At 50.6% G+C, this 20021-nt stretch carries 19 protein-coding genes and 1 tRNA gene; 12 read left to right on the top strand and 8 right to left on the bottom strand.

What is annotated here, in order from left to right; genetic code table 11:
- Positions 1 to 76: 76 nt before the first annotated feature.
- From ACVB80_RS23050 to ACVB80_RS23035, 4 genes are all read left to right on the top strand, one after another.
- Positions 77 to 1188 (top strand): IS3 family transposase gene (locus tag ACVB80_RS23050; protein WP_481081072.1). Its coding sequence is split into 2 segments (ribosomal slippage): positions 77 to 329 and positions 329 to 1188, totalling 1113 coding nucleotides; the frame shifts between segments, so codons are not numbered across the junction.
- A 132-nt stretch (positions 1189 to 1320) separates the two neighbouring features.
- On the top strand, positions 1321 to 2016 hold the full coding sequence (locus ACVB80_RS23045; protein WP_481083630.1) for a hypothetical protein: 696 nt from the start codon (positions 1321 to 1323) through the stop codon (positions 2014 to 2016).
- A 2-nt stretch (positions 2017 to 2018) separates the two neighbouring features.
- Positions 2019 to 2555 carry an ImmA/IrrE family metallo-endopeptidase gene (locus ACVB80_RS23040; RefSeq protein ID WP_481083629.1) on the top strand — a complete coding sequence of 179 codons (537 nt, stop codon included), beginning with the start codon at positions 2019 to 2021 and terminating at the stop codon, positions 2553 to 2555.
- Positions 2545 to 3582, top strand: a complete 1038-nt coding sequence (locus ACVB80_RS23035; protein WP_481083628.1) for a beta family protein — start codon at positions 2545 to 2547, stop codon at positions 3580 to 3582. Before ACVB80_RS23040 ends, ACVB80_RS23035 begins: the two co-directional genes overlap by 11 nt.
- Here ACVB80_RS23035 and ACVB80_RS23030 read toward each other — a convergent pair.
- The 4 genes from ACVB80_RS23030 to ACVB80_RS23015 all read right to left on the bottom strand — a co-directional run bounded on the left by ACVB80_RS23030 (position 3574) and on the right by ACVB80_RS23015 (position 5999).
- Complete coding sequence (locus ACVB80_RS23030; protein ID WP_481083627.1) at positions 3574 to 4128, bottom strand: sce7726 family protein; 555 nt, start codon at positions 4126 to 4128, stop codon at positions 3574 to 3576. The two genes, ACVB80_RS23035 and ACVB80_RS23030, sit on opposite strands and share 9 nt — an antisense overlap.
- Before the next feature lie 128 nt (positions 4129 to 4256).
- Positions 4257 to 4790 carry a helix-turn-helix domain-containing protein gene (locus tag ACVB80_RS23025; RefSeq protein ID WP_481083626.1) on the bottom strand — a complete coding sequence of 178 codons (534 nt, stop codon included), beginning with the start codon at positions 4788 to 4790 and terminating at the stop codon, positions 4257 to 4259.
- On the bottom strand, positions 4744 to 5799 hold the full coding sequence (locus ACVB80_RS23020; RefSeq protein WP_481083625.1) for a tyrosine-type recombinase/integrase: 1056 nt from the start codon (positions 5797 to 5799) through the stop codon (positions 4744 to 4746). Before ACVB80_RS23020 ends, ACVB80_RS23025 begins: the two co-directional genes overlap by 47 nt.
- 115 nt (positions 5800 to 5914) lie before the next feature.
- Positions 5915 to 5999: transfer RNA gene (locus ACVB80_RS23015), tRNA-Leu, on the bottom strand.
- 192 nt (positions 6000 to 6191) lie between these two features.
- On the opposite strand from ACVB80_RS23015, the gene ACVB80_RS23010 reads away from it, so the two are divergent.
- Positions 6192 to 6656, top strand: a complete 465-nt coding sequence (locus tag ACVB80_RS23010; protein WP_481083624.1) for an RDD family protein — start codon at positions 6192 to 6194, stop codon at positions 6654 to 6656.
- 58 nt (positions 6657 to 6714) lie between these two features.
- Here ACVB80_RS23010 and lptG read toward each other — a convergent pair whose 3' ends face one another.
- Positions 6715 to 7785, bottom strand: coding sequence for an LPS export ABC transporter permease LptG (gene lptG / locus ACVB80_RS23005; RefSeq protein WP_481083623.1), 1071 nt, complete (start codon positions 7783 to 7785; stop codon positions 6715 to 6717).
- Positions 7786 to 7788: 3 nt separating this feature from the next.
- On the bottom strand, positions 7789 to 8886 hold the full coding sequence (gene lptF, locus ACVB80_RS23000) for an LPS export ABC transporter permease LptF (RefSeq protein ID WP_481083622.1): 1098 nt from the start codon (positions 8884 to 8886) through the stop codon (positions 7789 to 7791).
- Between the two features lie 189 nt (positions 8887 to 9075).
- On the opposite strand from lptF, the gene pepA reads away from it, so the two are divergent.
- The 4 genes from pepA (at position 9076) to ACVB80_RS22980 (ending at position 14603) form a co-directional block, all read left to right on the top strand.
- Positions 9076 to 10587: a leucyl aminopeptidase gene (pepA, locus tag ACVB80_RS22995; protein WP_481083621.1), complete on the top strand. Its 1512-nt coding sequence runs from the start codon at positions 9076 to 9078 to the stop codon at positions 10585 to 10587.
- Between the two features lie 91 nt (positions 10588 to 10678).
- Positions 10679 to 11128, top strand: coding sequence for a DNA polymerase III subunit chi (locus ACVB80_RS22990; RefSeq protein WP_481083620.1), 450 nt, complete (start codon positions 10679 to 10681; stop codon positions 11126 to 11128).
- A 77-nt stretch (positions 11129 to 11205) separates the two neighbouring features.
- Positions 11206 to 14064: a valine--tRNA ligase gene (locus tag ACVB80_RS22985; RefSeq protein ID WP_481083619.1), complete on the top strand. Its 2859-nt coding sequence runs from the start codon at positions 11206 to 11208 to the stop codon at positions 14062 to 14064.
- A 167-nt stretch (positions 14065 to 14231) separates the two neighbouring features.
- Complete coding sequence (locus ACVB80_RS22980; protein WP_481083618.1) at positions 14232 to 14603, top strand: DUF2061 domain-containing protein; 372 nt, start codon at positions 14232 to 14234, stop codon at positions 14601 to 14603.
- A gap of 9 nt (positions 14604 to 14612) precedes the next feature.
- Here ACVB80_RS22980 and ACVB80_RS22975 read toward each other — a convergent pair whose 3' ends face one another.
- The gene (locus ACVB80_RS22975; RefSeq protein ID WP_481083617.1) at positions 14613 to 15392 is read right to left on the bottom strand and encodes a glycosyl hydrolase 2 galactose-binding domain-containing protein; all 780 of its coding nucleotides are present in this window, start codon (positions 15390 to 15392) and stop codon (positions 14613 to 14615) included.
- Between the two features lie 157 nt (positions 15393 to 15549).
- Positions 15550 to 15966: a ribonuclease E inhibitor RraB gene (gene rraB / locus ACVB80_RS22970; RefSeq protein ID WP_481083616.1), complete on the bottom strand. Its 417-nt coding sequence runs from the start codon at positions 15964 to 15966 to the stop codon at positions 15550 to 15552.
- 530 nt (positions 15967 to 16496) lie between these two features.
- Here rraB and arcA point away from each other — a divergent pair.
- From arcA to pyrB, 3 genes are all read left to right on the top strand, one after another.
- Positions 16497 to 17726, top strand: a complete 1230-nt coding sequence (arcA, locus tag ACVB80_RS22965; protein ID WP_481083615.1) for an arginine deiminase — start codon at positions 16497 to 16499, stop codon at positions 17724 to 17726.
- 125 nt (positions 17727 to 17851) lie between these two features.
- Positions 17852 to 18856, top strand: coding sequence for an ornithine carbamoyltransferase (locus ACVB80_RS22960; protein ID WP_481083614.1), 1005 nt, complete (start codon positions 17852 to 17854; stop codon positions 18854 to 18856).
- 227 nt (positions 18857 to 19083) lie between these two features.
- Positions 19084 to 20013, top strand: a complete 930-nt coding sequence (pyrB, locus tag ACVB80_RS22955) for an aspartate carbamoyltransferase (RefSeq protein WP_481083613.1) — start codon at positions 19084 to 19086, stop codon at positions 20011 to 20013.
- The last annotated feature ends 8 nt before the right edge of the window (positions 20014 to 20021 follow it).

Genomic DNA, 20021 nt, shown 5'->3' with positions numbered 1-20021 from the left:
TGTAACCCTCCCCAAAAAACTGGTCACTAGTAATTAGAGCTTTTCCGTTTACACTGAAACAAACGGAGAACGCATGATGAAGAAATCACGCTACACAGAGACACAAATCGTCAGGATCCTCAAGGAAGTGGAAGCAGGCCGAAAGGTCAATGAAGTTTGCCGTGAATATGGCATCTCTGATGCGACTTACTACAACTGGAAATCCAAGTATGGTGGTATGGAAGCATCGGATGTGAAACGCCTGAAAGAGCTTGAAGATGAGAATCGAAGGCTCAAACAGATGTTTGCTGATCTCAGCCTTGAGCATCGCATTGTCAAAGACATTCTGGAAAAAAAGCTCTAAAGCCAGCGGTTAAACGGGAACTGGTCGATTATGTTCGCAAACAGTTCCAAACCAGCCTGAGAATGGCCTGCCGCGCAGTTGGCATCAGTGATTCGGTATATCGCTACCGGCCAGATCCTCACCGGGATGATGAGGTGATAGCCAAACTTCAGGAAGTAACTGAGCGGTATCCTGCATACGGATTTGGCAAGGTATTTGCCGTGCTCAGGCGTTGGGGGCATGCATGGAACCATAAACGGGTTCATCGTGTTTACTGTTCTCTGAAACTGAACATGCGCCGCAAGGGCAAAAAACGCTTACCCAAGCGCGAGCCCGCGCCCCTGATATGCCCGGACTGGGTCAACAGCTGTTGGTCTATCGACTTTATGAGTGACTCACTGAACTGTGGCAGACGCTTTCGCACATTCAATGTCGTGGATGACTTCAACCGTGAAGTACTCGCGATTGAAGTGGACCTGAATCTGCCCGCTCCACGGGTGATACGGGTTCTCGAACGTATCATTGCCTGGAGAGGCTATCCCGGAAAACTGCGAATGGACAATGGGCCAGAGTTTATCTCAACCGCTTTGGCTGAATGGGCAGAAAAAAACAAGGTGGAACTTGAGTTCATTCGGCCAGGAAAGCCCACAGAAAACTCGTATATCGAGCGTTTTAACCGGACGTACCGGACAGAAGTTCTGGACATGTATGTGTTCAAAACACTGAGTGAAGTCCGGGAACTGACGGAAAACTGGATGAGGGAGTACAACGATGAACGCCCTCATGAATCACTGAATGATCTGACTCCCTGGGAGTATTTAGCAAGGCATGAAAACAGGAAAACCTCTAATTTAGAATGCCACTAAAACAGGGAGGGTTACACAATCAATACCAAATGAAATTTGTTGCTTAAACAGCACAAATCTAAACCTCTCCCATTGATCTAAAAAGATTTTTACATAAAAAATAGATGCAATTGATGTAAAGGCCTAATGCATATGTCCAAAGTTCTTTTAACGTTCTTACTCGTATTATCAACTATTCTAGGTAGCTCAATAACTTTCGTAGTGATTGCAGTATTCTTTGGTGGGGACGTCCAAAAGCTTCTAACTGCAGATCCTTTCCTTCTGAGTGATAGCACTTCTAAACTAAGCTATGTAGATCAACTCCGAGTTGATCGCCTGATAGAGAAAAATCTCATTTTTTCGAGTGAGGACTTACTAGGCCAAATCGGTTCTTTTTACTCAACCATAATTTTAGTATTGGTAACTCTCATAACTATTGTGAGTCTATTTACATACTTTTTCGTGAAAGGTAGTGCTGAAGAAAAAGCGGAAGCACAAGCTAAAGCTGTAGCGAAGCAGGTTGTAGATGATAAAATCAGCCCTAAGCTATCTCATCTAGACGATGCTTTGCAGAGAATAAGCGAAGACTCACTAAACAATACAATTGATGTTCAACTCCAGCATAAATTGTTTGATTCTCTTTCTTTTTGGTCAAAAGTCGAAGCGGTCATCTACAGCAAAAATGAAGAAGCGCTAGAAGACTACAGCATCAGCTCAATCAAAGATGACTTAGCGAAACACCAGTTGGAAATCGAGAAAATCACAGCTGCAGTTCAAGATATCAATGCCCTCTTAGAAGCCTCAACTGCTTCTGATGAAGGCAATGTTGTAGACATTGGCACTCAATAGACATGGCAATCAGAATTAGAAAGAAACAACAACGTTCTACTACCGGACTTCACTACCAAAAAAGCCCACAAGAGCTTATAGAAATAGCGAAACAGAACGGTATAGAGACCGAGCCTCTAGATCTGACATCTCTTTGCCAGATTCTTAACTTGGGTATCAAGTTTATGCCTCTTGAATCAGAACTATCTGGGTACCTTGAACATGATGGGTATCGTTGGGTTATATGTGTAAATGCTTTACATCACCCACGAAGACAGCGATTTACGCTAGCCCATGAACTTGCTCACTACTTCTTACACAGAGATGAACACAACCAGATCATTGAAGAAGTTAGGTTTCACAGAGGAAAGCAATACGATACCAAGGAGCTAGAGGCAGATAACTTTGCGGGAGCTCTGCTTATGCCAAAATCAGAGTTTGTCCGGTTTGTTAGTGAAAACTCCAATAAAATTGACGATATCGCTGAGCACTTTGGTACATCAGGTATCGCAGTTAAAAAAAGAGCCGATGTAATAAGGAGCAATGCATATGAGTTCTGAACACTACTTTCCAATATTGAAAACGACCGTATCCGAGATCAGAGCCCTAAGGCATACAAACTGCTTGCAAGGGAGTAAAATTCATCCCATTTTTGAGCTTACTAAGGCGAGAAAATCCAAGAAAGATGAGATTGGAGATGTTTTCAAAAGAGTAGAGGAAGTACGTGATATCGTAGGAGAAAACCACTTCATCCTAGATCTCACATCAGAACAAAGCCTTACTAATGCTCAGATAGAATCTTACTTTGATGATCACAATGACTTTGAAAACTGGAGAAATTTTGTAGCATCACTAAGGTTATCAGGGTTAAACATATGCCCTGTAATTCAAGCCTATGACGATAGCACAACCGGTGAACTGACATCCCAGATGCGCTCATTTACCGAAACCTGCGGTCAGTTCGCGATTCGACTTAAGCCTTCTTACTTTGAAATGGATATCGCTAAGAGGCTACTACAATCCGCTCAAGATTTTTCCTTTACATGCATACTCGACTTGGAGTACGTAAACGAAGATAACCATCACCAAAGAATTGCTGAAGCAAGCTCTTTTATTAACAAATGCCTTAACGACAACCTATCCTTAGGGAGTCTTATCATTTGCTCATCTTCATTCCCAGCAATGGTAAACCATAATAACAAGTTCTCAGGCTCATTTAACACATATGAGCGCTCTCTATATGAAGCCTTAGTTAAAGCATATCCTAAGCTTTCACTACGCTATGGTGACTATGGCTCTGTGCACCCATTCAGGAATGATGTCACAGCATATAACTGGGTACCAAGAATTGACTACCCTCTTGATAGTTCGGTTATTTTCTTCAGAAAGCAACGAGATGCTGGTGGCTACAAAGACTGTGCAAAATCACTTGTTCTCGAACCACTGTTTAAACGCTATCCCATTGAATGCTGGGGATATGATGAGATAATAGCAGCAAGCACGAAACCCAATGGCAAGAGCCCATCTTACTGGATATCAGTAAGAATCAATCTACACATGCACAGGGTGGCTGACTGGCTAAAATAAGTGAACCTTGTCACTACGCAATGACAGAATTCCCAAATCGGCGGGGCTGGTAGTAGCCCCTCCTCTTTCTTTGCAAAATAGTGCATAGAGAGGCTCGTATCGTGTGCACAGCCAATTCACATATAGATCATTTATGGATTGTTGTTCACTATCAAGAACCAGTTGTGGCCGAGCACTGAGCTTTTCGATTAAAGCCCGTTTCCGCGCTTTTCTTACAAGTACAAGCTTCCCTGCCTCATTATACTTAAGCACACCAAACCATAAGCCAAACTGCTTGACTACCTCTACGTACTTTTCTGTCGTCACAACATATACATAGTTAAACGTGTCTCTATAATCGTCAAGCTGCCCCTCTAGTCGCCCCAAGTTGTCGACATCACTCTTTATTTCGAAAGCATATGTACTCATACTTTTCTTACAAGCAGCCACCAAATCAGCACGCCGCCTTCCTGAGCAAAAAGGAACTTCTCTCGCTATAAAATCAAAACTAAAAGCGCCCTCTAAGTAATCAATCAGGCCACATGTTATTAGCTGCTCGTCAACCATAAAGCCTTCGAATCCTCATAAAAAGTGCAAGTACTCTACCAGTGTAAAGCAAGGTGTTCGCCATTCTAGATAGTTCCTATATTGAAGCCAAGTATGCTAATTAAGAATCATCCACACTTCTCCCCCTCTTAAAGGCTGCGTATATCATTAAGAAGCTTACAAGCTTTTTCAAAGTCCTTGGCTTCCAAGGACTCACCGATAGCTTCACATATGTACTCTGTAATATACCTGTTCCGAGCCACATTTTGACGGCCATCTCTAATCCACGAGCTAATAGTCCTTTCTGACACACCAATTATTTCGGATAACTGCCGCTGGGTAGCTCCCGCCTCCCATAGCACCAAAACTGCTGATGTGCGCCAATTGTAAGTATCGACAGAAACAGCTTTCTGCCCTCTCCCAACACGCCACGCTTTCTTGCCCTCAGCCTCAAGTTCTAAGTTCCCAAGGATGTATTCTAATAGTCTTGTATCTGGCTTCTCCCCAGCCCTCATAACAGACACAAACCTATTAATAAGAGCCTGCTTCTCTTCCGTGCTTGAAGCTTGGTACAGTTCTTCTGCTGGTGGCTCTTCAACAACCATGTTGTCCTCGGATAGCCATTCAATCATCTCATCAGTATCCATATCCTCGATGTTGTCCGGTAGATCCTGATCGTTCATAAGAAATTTTCCCCATTACATTGTCAATAAGCTTAGACTTGTGCTTTGTACACAAGTGGGCATACCGCTGAGTCATTTGGATTGATTTATGTCCAAGCACTTCGGAGATCTCCAAAAGAGAGGCCCCCGACTTAGCCAGTATCGAAGCTGCTGTATGTCGGAGGTCATGGAATCGAAAATCCAATACAGCGGCTGTTTTAAGGGCTGTTTGCCAGTGCTTGTCAAAGTTTCGAAAGTAGTTTTGCTGGTGGTTCGGATGAGGGAAAACATAAGCCTTGCCCACCTCACGAAAACGGGATAACTCTTCAATACCCGCTGGCGTTAAAGGCAGTACTCTTGGTTCACTGTTTTTGGTTCTCTCCAAACGTGCCGTACGACTTCTGAAGTCAATACAGTCCCATGTAAGACCAAGTAACTCACTCCGTCTTGCCCCTGTAGTTACCGCAAGAAGAACAAGCAGGTACAAACGATCCCAACTTGAGTTTCGGGTTGCGGCCAGCAAGCGATCCAGTTCTTCATCACCAAGGAAGCGAGTACGTCCATTATCTTCTTTAAACTGCTTCACCTCCCTCGCCGGGTTGTGTGTACAGTCAAACTCATCCCCAAGAAAAGCGTACAGAGCGCTCAGAGCGGCTTTATAGCGATTCAGTGTTGCAGGGGCCTTCCCTTCCCCCTTTAGCTCTCTTAGCGCATCTCTGACGTTCGCCTTTGTCACCTTACCAGTTGGCTTATCACCATACATTTCACACCACCAGCGCAATCGCTGGCCGATAGAGGTATCCCTGCCGGTGTGTTGAGAAAGGTATTCACGACACGCTTCGCTCAGTGTCATTTTTGCGGTGGCATTGTTCGTCAGAAGATTTGAAAGATCGTCATTAGCCAGAATCTGGGCCAGATATAGCTCAGCATCTCGCTTACGAGGGAAAACTTTGGAAATACGCTTACCATTACGCATCAAATGGGCACGGTAACGCTTGCCAGACTTACGCTGGATAACTTCAATAGGCATGGGCTGATCCTCATTACGCATATTTACACACGAAAAGTTTCAACCGCAGTTTGTGAGAGAGAGAGTTCCGTACCCCAGACACGAAAAAACCCTGCTAAAGCAGGGTCTTAGAATATGGTACCGGTGAGCGGACTTGAACCGCTACGCCCGAAGGCAACGGATTTTGAATCCGTCGTGTATACCAATTTCACCACACCGGCATTTGGGGCTGTTGCCTCAATTGTTCTGGCATTATACGGAAGGCCTGACGGCGTGCAAGTGGTTAATGTTTAAAAACCATTTGTTTGGCGATTATTTCAACATTGCCTTCGTCGCTGTGCGCCAAATCACTTTCCTAAATCCGCGCATCTTTATATGCTGTCGCACAAACTAAAAATGCAATGGAACACTATATGCAAAATCCACCAGCAGGCCTGCTGCGAAGACTTGGGGCGCTCTGTTATGATGCGCTGATCATTATTGCTGTTGAGATGATGGCCGGGGGGCTGGTTATCGCGCTCATGTTTGCGTTCAACGCGATGGGGCTGCTCAGTTACGGTGAATATCTGGACGCCAGTGATATGCTGACCCGTCATCCTCAGCTTGGCCCGATCTATACCCTTTATCTTGCCACGGTTTGGGTTAGCTTCTTCGTTTTTTTCTGGACCCGAGCAGGGCAGACACTTGGCATGCGCGCCTGGAAACTGAGAGTACAAAATGAAGATGGCTCAGCTATCACTGTCACCCAGGCGCTGATCCGCCTTGCGACCTCGGTATTTGGTCTGGGTAACCTGGCGGTCCCGTTTGATCCGAAAAAGCGCAGCTTTCAGGACATCTGGGCAAAAACTGAGATGGTGGTACTGCCCAAAGCTCAATAGCCAAACTGAAAAGATCAAAAAAGGAGGCCAGGCCTCCTTTTTTTGATTTCGCTCGTTTTTACAGTTTTCGTCGCATCATAAACAGCGCAATCACCATAAACACCAGACTCGGCACCAACGCGCCAACCGGGGCTGGCAGGCTGTAAAGCAGACTAACGTTAGAGAAGGTTTCAGCAAAGATATAGAAACCAAAGCCTGCGACCACACCTGACAGGATCCGGGTACCCATGGTCACACTGCGAAGCGGACCAAAAACAAACGACATCGCCACAAACATCATCACCGCTACTGACAGTGGCTGGGTTGCCTTACGCCAGAAAGCCAGTTCATAACGTGAAGCATCGAGCTGAGAATCACGCAGGTAGGTGACATAGCTGTAAAGGTCACTCAGTGCCAGCTCCGATGGCTGAACCGATACCACCTGAAGCTTGTCAGGAGAAATGCTGGTCTGCCACTCCAGGCTGTCGTAGCTCTGGCGGCTGATCTCTTTGCCATCCACAAACTCCGTTTCCACCACATCCATTGCGCGCCAGGTTTTATCCCCCAGGAACTGCGCCTTTTTGGCACTCATAACCCGGTCAAGTTCCTGGTTCTGATTAAACTCCCAAACATTCACGGCCGTCAGCGTCTCGTCATTGACCTGACCGATAAAGATATAGTTTTCCGCATCCTTGGCCCAGACACTGTTTCGTACCGACACTATACTGCCGCCAGAGACGGCAAACGCCCGCAGATCACGGGCCATTTTCTGGGTCGCAGGCGCACCCCACTCGCCCAGCATCATTACCAGCAACATGATAGGCACGGCGGTTTTAAGTACCGACACACCGATGTCCACTTTTGAAAAGCCCGATGCCTGCATCACCACCAGCTCAGAACTGGTCGCCAGCATCCCCAGACCAATCAGCGCACCAAGCAGTACCGCCATTGGGAAAAACAGCTCAATATCACGGGGAACCGACAGCAGGGTGAAGTAAAGTGCCAGCAGGGCGGTGTATGCCCCCTGCCCCACTGACTTCAGCTGCTCCACATACTTAACGATGGCAGACAGCCCCACCAGGGTCGTCAGTGTCAGGCCGGTGGTAGCCATAATGGTGCGGCCAATATACAAATCTAGGATCTTAAACACGGATCAGGCCACCTTTTTACGGAATTTATCTTTCATGCGACGGAACCAGATGCTGTCCATACCATTGATGGCGATACCGATAAACAGGGTAAGACCGTTAAGCCCCCACATACCGATGTAGGTCGGCAGGCTCCCCTCCTGCATCGCAGACTGACAGGTACTCAGCAGCAGGAAGTAGGTCAGGTAAATCATTACTGCCGGTGCCATCTTGGCAAAGCGTCCCTGACGCGGGTTTACCGCGGACAGCGGGATCACAATCATGGTCAGCAGCGGAATACAGACGATAAGGGAGATCCGCCACTGCAGCTCCGCCTGGGCATAGCGATCATCATCGCCCAAAAGCTCGATAGTCGGTTTGGTTGTCCAACCAGAACTGCCCCTGGTCACTTCTTTCTGACCAATCAGAGCTTCGTACTCATCATAGTCGGTCACCATATAGTCCTGACGGGTCGGGATCCCTTCGTAGCGCTTACCATCCTTCAGCTTAAGGATCTGGCGGCCATCAGACAGCTCATGAGTCGTACCTGTTTTCGCCAGCATCACACTCGGGCGGATTGAATCACGGGGGCGCAGCTGCGCAATAAACACGTTCTTCAGGTTCTTTTTATCAATATCATCAATAAACACCACCGCCGAACCATCCGGTGATGACTGGAACTGTCCTTTTTGCAGCAGTTCTACTGTGTTGTCGGTTGCTACCTGCTGGTACACCTCGGCGGTGCGGGCCTGACTCCACGGCGCAAGAAACAGTGAGTTACCCGCAGCCAGTGCGCCGGTAATGATGGCCAGCAGCATCGCCGCCTGAATCAGGAACTTATTACCGATACCCGTGGCGTTCATTACGGTGATTTCACTCTCGGCGTACAGGCGGCCAAACGTCACCAGAATACCGATATAGAGGCTCAGGGGCAGCATCAGCATCGCCATGGTCGGCATGTTCAGTCCGACCAGCGGCAGGATAAGTCCGGAAGGAATATCACCGTCAGAAGCATCAGCCAGCACAGCGATAAATTTCTGGCTGATAAAAATCAAAAACAGCACCACAAAGACCGCCAACTGTGTCTTGAGTGTTTCGCGGATCAAATATCTAACAATAATCACGCTGAAAATACCTATAGAAAACTTGTTTTTTTAATTGAATCACTATAATTTTCCGTTGAATCTATTATTTTTTATTTTTTGGCCAAATGTTAGTCAACAAAAATCACCAGCCGTTCCGGCGCTGATGCGTGAACCGAATGGCATTATCTAACATTTAGCCGAGTTTGTCTTCAGGATGTAGGAGTACGCATGGAGTTCAGTGTAAAAAGTGGCAGCCCTGAGAAACAGCGCAGCGCATGTATCGTTGTCGGTGTTTTTGAGCCCCGCCGCCTCTCTCCTGTAGCCGAGCAGCTGGATAAGATCAGCGATGGCTACATCAGTTCACTACTGCGCCGCGGCGATCTGGAAGGAAAACCAGGTCAGATGCTGCTTTTGCACCAGGTTCCGGGCGTTCTGTCTGAGCGTGTACTGCTGGTAGGTTGTGGTAAAGAGCGCGAACTCGGTGAGCGCCAGTACAAAGAGATCATTCAGAAAACCATCAGCACCCTTAACGAAACCGGTTCGATGGAAGCCGTCTGCTTCCTGACCGAGCTGCACGTTAAAGGCCGCGACACCTACTGGAAAGTGCGTCAGGCAGTAGAGTCTACCAAAGACGGTCTGTACACCTTCAACCAGTTCAAGAGTTCCAAACCAGAAACCCGTCGCCCGCTGCGCAAGCTGGTATTTAACGTACCAACGCGCCGTGAGCTGAACATTGGCGAGCGCGCGATTAACCACGGTCTGGCAATCTCTTCCGGTGTTAAAGCGAGTAAAGATCTCGGCAACATGCCACCAAACGTAGCCAACCCGGCTTACCTTGCTTCTCAGGCTCGCCGCCTGGCTGACGAGTACGAAACCGTCAGCACCAAAATCATCGGCGAGCAGGAGATGGAAAAGCTGGGTATGACCTCCTACCTGGCTGTCGGTCGTGGCTCGCACAACGAATCCATGATGTCGGTTATCGAGTACAAAGGCGCTGCGGATCCGGATGCCAAGCCAATCGTTCTGGTTGGTAAAGGTCTGACTTTCGATTCAGGCGGTATCTCGCTGAAACCAGGTGCGGGCATGGACGAAATGAAGTACGACATGTGCGGCGCTGCTTCTGTATTCGGTACCATGAAAGCACTGGCGAAACTGAACCTGCCGGTGAACGTGGTGGGTATTCTGGCTGGCTGTGAAAACATGCCTGGCAGCAACGCTTACCGTCCGGGTGATATCCTGACCACCATGTCAGGCCAGACCGTTGAAGTACTGAACACCGATGCGGAAGGCCGTCTGGTTCTGTGTGACGCCCTGACCTACGTTGAACGCTTCGAACCAGACTGCGTTATTGACGTAGCCACCCTGACCGGTGCATGTGTTATTGCCCTTGGCCATCACATCAGCGGCGTTATCGCCAACCACAACCCTCTGTCTCACGAGCTGGTGAATGCTTCCGAGCAGGCTGGTGACCGCGCATGGCGTCTGCCGATGAGCGACGAGTACCAGGAGCAGATCGCCAGCCCGTTTGCCGACATGGCGAACATCGGCGGCAAGTCTGCCGGTACGATTACCGCGGGCTGCTTCCTGTCACGCTTCACCAAGAAGTACAACTGGGCCCATATCGACATCGCCGGTACGGCCTGGAAATCAGGTGGTAAAGACAAAGGCTCAACCGGTCGTCCGGTCTCTATGCTTGTCCAGTTCCTTTTGAACCGCAGTGGCCAGGAGACCGAAGAGTAATTCTTCAAAACAGTAAAAGGGCCGCAAGGCCCTTTTCTTTTATCAGGCAGCTTTTATTTAGCAGACAGCTCTCTTTTTACAGGCAACAGAGATGGCAACGGCAACTTTCTACATCATAAAACCAGACAGCCCGCAGGCAGAGCGCGACGGGCAGCTCAGGTATGTGGTTTTTCTGGCCGGACACTTTGCCCGCCAGGGCGCCAAAGTCTATCTCAATTGCGCTGATAAGAGAGAAGCGGAGCAGCTTGCCGAGTACCTCTGGCAGGCTGAACCCAAAGACTTCATCGCCCATAACCTGACCGGTGAAGGGCCGCGAAGCGGAACTCAGGTCGAGATTGGTCATTCCGGTGTAAAGCCCGGCTGGCACCGTCAGCTGGTCATCAATCTGGCCAATGATCAGACAAATTTTGCCCCGGGGTTCCAACAAGTGATAGACTTCGTTCCCTGCGATGAAAAAGCCAGGCAGCTGGCCCGGGATCGGTATAAAATTTACCGTCAGGCGGGCTATGAACTGCAAACAATCGAAATTGAACACAACTAACTAAACCTTACAGGTAAACGAGCTCATTACCTGTACGGTTTAGCCACATACAACTATCGGTATCCATTAAGAACGCTATGGAAAAGACATACAACCCAACATCAATCGAACAGGCACTGTACCAGGCCTGGGAAGAGAAAGGCTACTTTAAGCCACACGGTGACACGACCAAAGAATCATACAGCATCATGATCCCGCCACCGAACGTCACCGGCAGCCTGCACATGGGCCACGCGTTCCAGGACACCATCATGGATACGCTGATCCGTGCAGAACGTATGAAGGGTAAAAACACCCTGTGGCAGGTGGGTACTGACCACGCTGGTATCGCAACTCAAATGGTTGTTGAGCGCAAGATCGCCGCAGAAGAAGGCAAAACCAAGCACGATTACGGCCGTGATGCTTTCATCGACAAGATCTGGGAATGGAAAGGCGAGTCTGGCGGCACCATCACCAAACAGCTGCGCCGTCTGGGTGCATCTGTAGACTGGGACCGCGAACGCTTCACCATGGATGACGGCCTGTCTAACGCGGTTCAGGAAGTATTCGTACGCCTGTTCGAAGAAGACCTGATCTACCGCGGCAAGCGCCTGGTTAACTGGGATCCGAAACTGCACACTGCAATTTCTGACCTGGAAGTAGAGAACAAAGACAAGAAGGGCCACATGTGGCACTTCCGTTACCCGCTGGCAGACGGCGTAAAAACCGCAGATGGCAAAGATTACATCGTAGTTGCGACTACCCGTCCTGAGACCATGCTGGGTGATACCGGCGTTGCAGTAAACCCGGAAGATCCGCGCTACAAAGACCTGATTGGTAAAGAGATCATCCTGCCGATCGTCGACCGTCGCATTCCGATCGTAGGCGATGAGCACGCCGACATGGAAAAAGGCACCGGCTGTGTGAAAATCACCCCGGCACACGACTTTAACGACTACGAAGTTGGTAAGCGCCACCAGCTTCCAATGATCAACGTACTGACGTTTGACGCCAACATCCGTGACGCAGCAGAAGTATTTACTACCAACGGTGAGCCAAGTGACGCGTACAGCACTGAACTTCCGGCCAAATACCACGGCGTGGAGCGCTTTGCTGCGCGTAAAGCGATCGTTGCTGAATTTGATGAACTGGGCCTGCTTGAAGAGATCAAAGACCACGAACTGACCGTACCGTACGGCGACCGTGGTGGCGTGGTTATCGAACCTATGCTGACCGACCAGTGGTACGTGCGCGCTGCGCCTCTGGCAGAGACAGCGACCAAAGCCGTAGAAGACGGCGAAATCCAGTTCGTACCTAAGCAGTACGAAAACATGTACTTTGCCTGGATGCGCGATATTCAGGACTGGTGTATTTCCCGTCAGCTGTGGTGGGGTCACCGCATTCCTGCGTGGTACGACAACGACGGTAACGTCTACGTTGGCCGCAGCGAAGAAGAAGTGCGTAAGAATAACAACCTGGCACCGGTTGTGGTTCTGCGTCAGGACGATGACGTACTGGATACCTGGTTCTCATCTGCACTGTGGACTTTCGGTACCCAGGGCTGGCCTGAGCAGACTGATGATCTGAAAACCTTCCACCCGTCAGACGTGCTGGTAACCGGTTTTGACATCATCTTCTTCTGGGTTGCACGCATGATCATGATGACCATGCACTTCTGTAAAGATGAAAACGGCAAGCCACAGGTTCCGTTTAAGACCGTGTACGTAACCGGCCTTATCCGTGACGAGAACGGCGACAAGATGTCCAAGTCGAAAGGTAACGTACTGGACCCTATCGACATGATCGACGGTATCGACCTGGAATCTCTGGTTGAGAAACGCACCGGTAACATGATGCAGCCTCAGCTGGCCGCCAAGATCGAGAAGAACACCCGTAAGACGTTTGAAAACGGCATCGAAGCCTACGGCACCGACGCCCTGCGCTTTACCCTGGCTGCCATGGCTTCTACCGGCCGTGACATCAACTGGGATATGAAGCGTCTGGAAGGTTACCGTAACTTCTGTAACAAACTGTGGAACGCAAGCCGCTACGTGCTGATGAACACCGAAGAGCAGGATTGCGGCTTCGGCGAAGGCGAGATTGAGTACTCGCTGGCAGACAAGTGGATCGAATCCCAGTTCGAACTGGCAGCAAAAGAGTTCAACGTACACCTGGACAACTACCGTCTGGATATGGCCTCGAACACCATCTACGAGTTCATCTGGAACCAGTTCTGTGACTGGTACCTGGAGCTGACCAAACCGGTTCTGTGGAAAGGTAATGAAGCTCAGCAGCGTGGCACCCGCCGCACTCTGATCACCGTACTGGAGAAGACCCTGCGTCTGGCTCACCCTGTGATCCCATACATCACAGAGACTATCTGGCAGAGCATCAAACCTCTGGTAGAGGGCGTGGAAGGCGACACCATCATGCTGCAGGCGCTCCCTCAGTACGACGAAGCCAACTTCGACCAGAAAGCTCTGGATGACATCGAGTGGGTAAAATCGTTCATCACCAGCATCCGTAACCTGCGTGCAGAGTACGACATCAACCCGGGTAAACCTCTGGAAGTGATGCTGAAAGCCGCGAGCGAAGAAGATGCTGCCCGCCTTGAAGCGAACAAGCAGGTTCTGGTTTCTCTGGCGAAACTGGAAAGCATCCGCGTACTGGCTAAAGGCGAAGTGACACCAGCCTGCGCGACTGCGCTGGTAGCCAAATCAGAGCTGATGATCCCGATGGCAGGTCTGATCGACAAAGACGCAGAGCTTGCGCGTCTGGACGGAGAGATCAAGAAAACCCACGGTGAGATCAAACGCATTGAAGGCAAACTGGGTAACGAAGGCTTCGTTGCCAAGGCACCGGAAGCGGTTGTCGCCAAAGAGCGTGAGAAGCTGGAAGGTTACAAAGAGACCCTGACCAAGCTGGAAGAGCAGAAAGTGACCATCGCGGCACTGTAAGCATCTCCCCTCCCTTCTGAAGACCGGCTTTCGAGCCGGTCTTTTTTTGCCTGTCTTCTTTTGTCAATTGATATGACCTTTCGCACTGATAGTCATTTTCCGCTTTACTAAATGAGAATGATTATCAATAATGGGCATATCAAGGTTACAGATGAACAGGTGACACCATGAAAAAGACACTCTCCTTTGCCGTTATCCATTTCAGCATTGCTTCCCTGGTGGCTTACGCGCTGACCGGAGACATCCTGCTCAGCAGCCTGATCGCTATGACAGAGCCGGCGGTCAACACCGTCGCGTTCTACTTCCATGAAAAAGCCTGGCTGCGCAAGCCGGCGAACCCAAAACTGAAAACCGCCAGCTTCGCCGTCGTGCACTTCTCCGTGGCTTTTACCGTTGCATGGCTGATTTCAGGCAATCCACTGGTCGGTGGCATCATGGCTATGCTGGAGCCAACCATCAACACGTTTGCCTACTACTGGCATGAAAAAGGCTGGCAGCTGCTGCACAAAAGCGCCCACAGCCCTCTGGCGCACAGCTGACTGGCAGCCTCACTCAAGACTGAAATGCTGGGCGCACAACTCAGGGCTCAGCTTAACCGGCAGCACCAGCTGCTGGCCGTCCAGAGCGACTTCCAGCAGATAGATCACTCCGGGGCTGGTATTGGGGGCATCGAGCTGGAACAGGGCGCTGACCTGACCGGCACGCACATCAACCGGCAGCTGATAACGGCGGCCGTCAAAGCGGGCTGAGGCTGAGATCAGTCCCGGGGAAAAAGTCTCAAAGAACATGTCCACCTTAAACTCGCAGCCTCCGGTCTGGTGCCAGATCTGCTCTGTGGTGACATGAGTCAGTTTTACGTGGCGGATAAAGTGCAGGTAAGGCGCCTGCCAGATCCCCACTCTCTGCTCGCCTTCACCGGCAACAGGAAACGTCAGCGGGCAGGCTGGTGCTGACTCCAGCAGCCAGTCTTCATCCTGTTCCAGGAACAACACCTCAACCCGGTTACCGCCTTTTTGCAGGTATGGACGAATATTTTTCACATAGCGGCCACTGCCGGTATCACAGTCCATCACCGCCAGACCATTCACCCTTACTTCGGCGTACTGATAGACCCCCTCAAGCACCAGGTCGACGCAGGGGAAAGCCAGCTCAGCTTCATCAAGCTCAAAGTCATGCATCAGATGCCACTCCTGCTCTGCGATCGCCGCTTCAGAAACAGAATCCGGCAGAACCTGACTCAGGGGAGCAGGGAAAAACAGATCGTCCTGAGGCAGGGAGAGATCAGTCAGCGGGGAGAGTTGCCATGGGCCAGGCAGTTGACGTTGCATAGTAGAATCATGATCCAGATCAAAGTGGCCGGATTATAACGGGAACCATTCCCGTTTGACAGTGATTCCTGTTTAATAAATACCCTGCGAGAGAGGGATAAAGACAGGCAATGGATTCAGATATGAAAAAGGCCGGCATTGCGCCGGCCTCTTATAATTACTCTTCGTCTTCGTCGTCTTCTTCGTCGTAGAGCGCGTCTTCACCTTCGTAGAAAGTGCCCCAGCCGTCGTAGATGATGTCGTACTTCTCAGCCAGATTCACCAGCTTCTCTACCTGAGCATCGATCAGCTCAGGATCCAGCGCAGACTCCATGGTCGCGTCAAAGCACATCAGCTTGGTGCCGTCTTCGTCTTCGATCTCTTCAGCTTCCAGAACTTCGAAGCCCATCTTGAACGCGTCTACCGCTGCTTTTTCCAGGGTCGCGAAATCTTCTGAGAACAGGTGGTGTTCGATTGCGTACAGAGCATCCGGCTCACTGCCATCTTCAAGCAAAGCGTTGATGATTCCACGGGTTTCTTCTTTCTGTTCCGCCAGTAGTTCTTCAACTGTCATGTATTCGTCTTGTTGAGACATCTCGTTGCTCCCGCATTATCAGGTAAATTAAAGCGCAGTGAATATGGCATGGATCGCCCATAATTTCCACCGGGATCGCCGGATCCTTCCGATTTTTTTGTTGCAACAAAGCTTTGCCGCCGTCACAGAAACAAAATATTAACAAAAGGCTCAGATTCCGGGCTTTTCAGCACAATCACCGCAGCTCCACAGGCGTCCCGAACCAGTCGTAATAAGCAAGTTTATCTGCCCTGAGTGCATACTTCATGACAGAAGCAGAACTGCCCGCCCCTTAAAGATCAACCTCTGATCCGGTCTGAGCTATATAGCGGCGACTGCATGTTCACGCAGCTCAACCACCGGGCGAAGCACAGGATCACTCACCGGATCAGGCCGGTTTATCAGCTATTTTAGCCAGACTCATGCGGGTTTTGCCCTATAAGCCTCTCCCCCTGGGGCTTGAAACCTGAGCAATACCCTGCAATAAATGGCAATGATCCGGTTATAGGATCACAATGATACAGGGAACACAAAAAGATAAGGAAAGCCAAATGAGTAAGCTGTACGTCGGTTCAGAAGTCGGTCAACTGCGCCGTGTTTTGCTCCACCGCCCGGAGCGCGCGCTCACCCACCTCACCCCCTCTAACTGTCAGGAACTGTTGTTTGACGATGTGCTGGCGGTGGAAGAAGCCGGGAAAGAGCACGATGCGTTTGCCACTACCCTGCGTGACCAGAATGTGGAAGTCCTGTTACTTCATGATCTGCTGGCTGAAACCCTGGCCATTGATGAAGCCAAAAACTGGCTGCTCACTACTCAGGTCTCGGATTACCGCTTCGGGCCAACCTTCGCCCGTGAACTGCGCGGCTACCTGAGTGCGATGGAGAACGACCACCTTGCCAGCATCCTGCTTGGCGGGCTGGCCTACTCTGAACTGCCGGTACACTCCGCCTCCATGATGCCAAAGCTCCACCAGCCACTCGACTTTGTGATAGAGCCGCTGCCCAATCATCTGTTTACCCGGGATACCTCATGCTGGGTGTACGGCGGCGTTTCGCTTAACCCGATGATGATGCCGGCACGCCAGCGTGAGACCAATCACCTGCGAGCGATATACCGCTGGCACCCAACGTTCGCCGGTCAGTCGTTTATCTCCTATTTCGGCAACGAAGACCTCCACTACGACAACGCCAATATCGAAGGCGGCGACGTACTGGTGATCGGCAACGGTGCGGTGCTGGTAGGCATGTCAGAACGCACCACTCCGCAGGGAGTCGAGAACCTCGCAGCAGAGCTGTTCCGCCACGGACAGGCAAGCAAAGTCATCGCCCTTCACCTGCCCAAGCACCGATCGTGCATGCACCTGGATACGGTGATGACCCACATGGACGTCGATACCTTCTCTGTCTATCCGCAGATCATGCGCAGCGATCTTGAAACCTGGTGCCTGACCCCGGACGGAAAAGGCGGCGTGCAGGCCAAACAGGTCTCCAACTATATCCATGCGATTGAATCAGCACTGGGGCTGGATCAACTCAGGATCATCACCACCGGAGGAGACAACTATGAGGCCGAACGCGAGCAGTGGAATGATGCCAACAACGTACTGACCGTCAGCCCGGGTGTCGTGGTCGCTTATGAGCGCAACACCTGCACCAATGAAAAATACGACAAAGCGGGCATAAAGGTACTGACCATTCCCGGTAATGAACTGGGCCGTGGCCGCGGCGGGGCGCGCTGCATGAGCTGTCCGATAGAGCGGGATCCGCTGCCGGCGAAATAATCTGGTAAAACAGCCAGCCTGGTGCCGGCTGTTTTTTTAAATGACGCCAAATATAAATTCACAATTAATGAATTTATATGTATAACTAACTCTTATCTTCAAATCTGCGAATACAGGGATGACGTATGGCTTTCAACTTACATCAAAGAAACTTCCTTAAACTGCTGGACTTTTCCGGTCAGGAAATCCACTTTCTGCTCGACCTGGCCACCAGCCTGAAAAGTGCCAAATACGCCGGGGTAGAACAGGCCCGTCTGACAGGGAAGAACATTGCATTAATATTCGAAAAGTCATCCACCCGAACCCGATGCGCATTTGAGGTTGCCGCCTTCGATCAGGGCGCACAAGTCACCTATATCGGCCCTTCCGGCTCACAAATCGGCCACAAGGAGTCGATGAAAGACACCGCCCGGGTACTTGGCCGTATGTACGACGGCATCCAGTACCGTGGCTTTGGCCAGGAGATCGTGGAAGAGCTCGGTGCGTACGCCGGTGTACCGGTATGGAACGGGCTGACCGATGAATTTCACCCGACCCAGATCCTGGCAGACTTCCTGACCATGATTGAACACGGCCGCGGCAAACAGCTGCACCAGATGAGCTTTGCTTACCTGGGCGACGCGCGCAACAACATGGGTAACTCCCTGCTGGTCGGCGCGGCAAAAATGGGCATGGACATCCGCCTGGTCGCACCAAAAGCGTACTGGCCGGACAAAGCCCTAGTGAAGCAGTGTCAGGCGATTGCGCTCAACACCGGCGCCAAAATCACCCTGACTGAAGATGTCAGCGAAGGCGTCAAAGGCTGTGACTACCTCTATACCGATGTGTGGGTTTCGATGGGTGAACCGGAAGAAGCCTGGCAGGAGCGTATCGAACAGATGAAGCCGTATCAGGTGAACCAGAAGGTACTTAAAGCCACCGGCAACCCACAGGTGAAGTTCATGCACTGTCTGCCTGCTTTCCATAACGATGAAACCACCGTCGGTAAAGAAGTCGCCGATAAATACGGAATTAACGGGCTGGAAGTGACCGAAGAGGTATTTGAGTCAGAGCACTCTATTGTGTTCGATCAGGCCGAAAACCGCATGCATACCATTAAGGCCGTAATGGTTGCGACACTCGGCAGTTAATCATCCCGGCGATGTTTGACGTAATCGCTTGCGCTCACAATTCTTCGGCGTATAATTCAGCGCAATTTGTCTGAGGAACCCAAAATGCGCCAAGCCGTTACATTGCCAAACAATGCATCAACTAAGCTGTTTTGCTTAGCCGGCGGCCATTGCTGTTCCCGTTACCGATTTTAAAGCCTCCCTTTTCAGGGGGGCTTTTTTATGGCATCACCACAGGGAAAAAGATCATGGCGAATACGCTCTACAACAAGCACATTATTTCCATTCCGGAGCTTTCCCGCGAAGAACTAGAGCTGGTAGTTCAGACCGCGGGTCAACTCAAAGCAGAACCTCAACCTGAGTTGCTGAAGAACAAGGTTGTGGCCAGCTGTTTCTTTGAGCCATCTACCCGTACCCGTCTCTCTTTTGAAACCGCGATTCAGCGCATCGGCGGCAGCGTGATCGGCTTTGACAGCGGCGGCAACACCTCGCTGGCCAAAAAAGGCGAAACCCTGGCTGACTCGGTACAGGTGATCTCCACCTATGTGGACGCTTATGTGATGCGTCACCCTCAGGAAGGTGCAGCCCGCCTCGCTTCTGAGTTCTCAAATGGCGTACCGGTGATCAACGCCGGTGACGGTGCCAACCAGCACCCGACCCAGACTCTGCTGGACCTCTACTCTATCTATGAAACCCAGGGCCGCCTGGATGACCTGAAAGTCGCGTTTGTCGGTGACCTGAAATACGGCCGTACCGTGCACTCCCTGACTCAGGCACTGGCCAAGTTCAGCAACATCCGCTTCTACTTCATCGCGCCGGAAGCACTGGCAATGCCGGACTACATCTGTGAAGAGCTCGATGATGCGGGTATCGAATACAGCCTGCACACCGAGATGGAAAGCGTGATTGGTGAGCTGGATATCCTGTACATGACCCGGGTTCAGAAAGAGCGTTTCGACGAATCAGAGTACGCACACATCAAATCGGCCTACGTGCTGACTGCCGCGACCCTGGCGGATGCCAAACCAAACCTGAAAGTGCTGCACCCGCTGCCACGGGTAGACGAGATCACCACCGACGTGGATAAGACCCCGCACGCTTACTACTTCGAGCAGGCCAACAACGGCGTTTACGCCCGTGAAGCCCTGCTGGCACTGGTATTGAACGAAACGCTGTAATTGGAGGA

The organism is Vibrio sp. 9-16B-A1, assembly GCF_056726165.1.
This window is presented reverse-complemented; position numbering and strand designations above follow the sequence as displayed.

Coding starts and splice junctions, on each gene's coding strand:
- ACVB80_RS22980 (WP_481083618.1), top strand. CDS start 14,232: ATGAAAAAGACACTCTCCTTTGCCGTTATCCATTTCAGCATTGCTTCC.
- ACVB80_RS22975 (WP_481083617.1), bottom strand. CDS start 15,392: ATGCAACGTCAACTGCCTGGCCCATGGCAACTCTCCCCGCTGACTGAT.
- ACVB80_RS23025 (WP_481083626.1), bottom strand. CDS start 4,790: ATGAACGATCAGGATCTACCGGACAACATCGAGGATATGGATACTGAT.
- ACVB80_RS22985 (WP_481083619.1), top strand. CDS start 11,206: ATGGAAAAGACATACAACCCAACATCAATCGAACAGGCACTGTACCAG.
- ACVB80_RS23045 (WP_481083630.1), top strand. CDS start 1,321: ATGTCCAAAGTTCTTTTAACGTTCTTACTCGTATTATCAACTATTCTA.
- ACVB80_RS23030 (WP_481083627.1), bottom strand. CDS start 4,128: ATGGTTGACGAGCAGCTAATAACATGTGGCCTGATTGATTACTTAGAG.
- ACVB80_RS23020 (WP_481083625.1), bottom strand. CDS start 5,799: ATGCCTATTGAAGTTATCCAGCGTAAGTCTGGCAAGCGTTACCGTGCC.
- pepA (WP_481083621.1), top strand. CDS start 9,076: ATGGAGTTCAGTGTAAAAAGTGGCAGCCCTGAGAAACAGCGCAGCGCA.
- ACVB80_RS23010 (WP_481083624.1), top strand. CDS start 6,192: ATGCAAAATCCACCAGCAGGCCTGCTGCGAAGACTTGGGGCGCTCTGT.
- ACVB80_RS22990 (WP_481083620.1), top strand. CDS start 10,679: ATGGCAACGGCAACTTTCTACATCATAAAACCAGACAGCCCGCAGGCA.
- ACVB80_RS22960 (WP_481083614.1), top strand. CDS start 17,852: ATGGCTTTCAACTTACATCAAAGAAACTTCCTTAAACTGCTGGACTTT.
- ACVB80_RS23035 (WP_481083628.1), top strand. CDS start 2,545: ATGAGTTCTGAACACTACTTTCCAATATTGAAAACGACCGTATCCGAG.
- ACVB80_RS23040 (WP_481083629.1), top strand. CDS start 2,019: ATGGCAATCAGAATTAGAAAGAAACAACAACGTTCTACTACCGGACTT.
- rraB (WP_481083616.1), bottom strand. CDS start 15,966: ATGTCTCAACAAGACGAATACATGACAGTTGAAGAACTACTGGCGGAA.
- pyrB (WP_481083613.1), top strand. CDS start 19,084: ATGGCGAATACGCTCTACAACAAGCACATTATTTCCATTCCGGAGCTT.
- arcA (WP_481083615.1), top strand. CDS start 16,497: ATGAGTAAGCTGTACGTCGGTTCAGAAGTCGGTCAACTGCGCCGTGTT.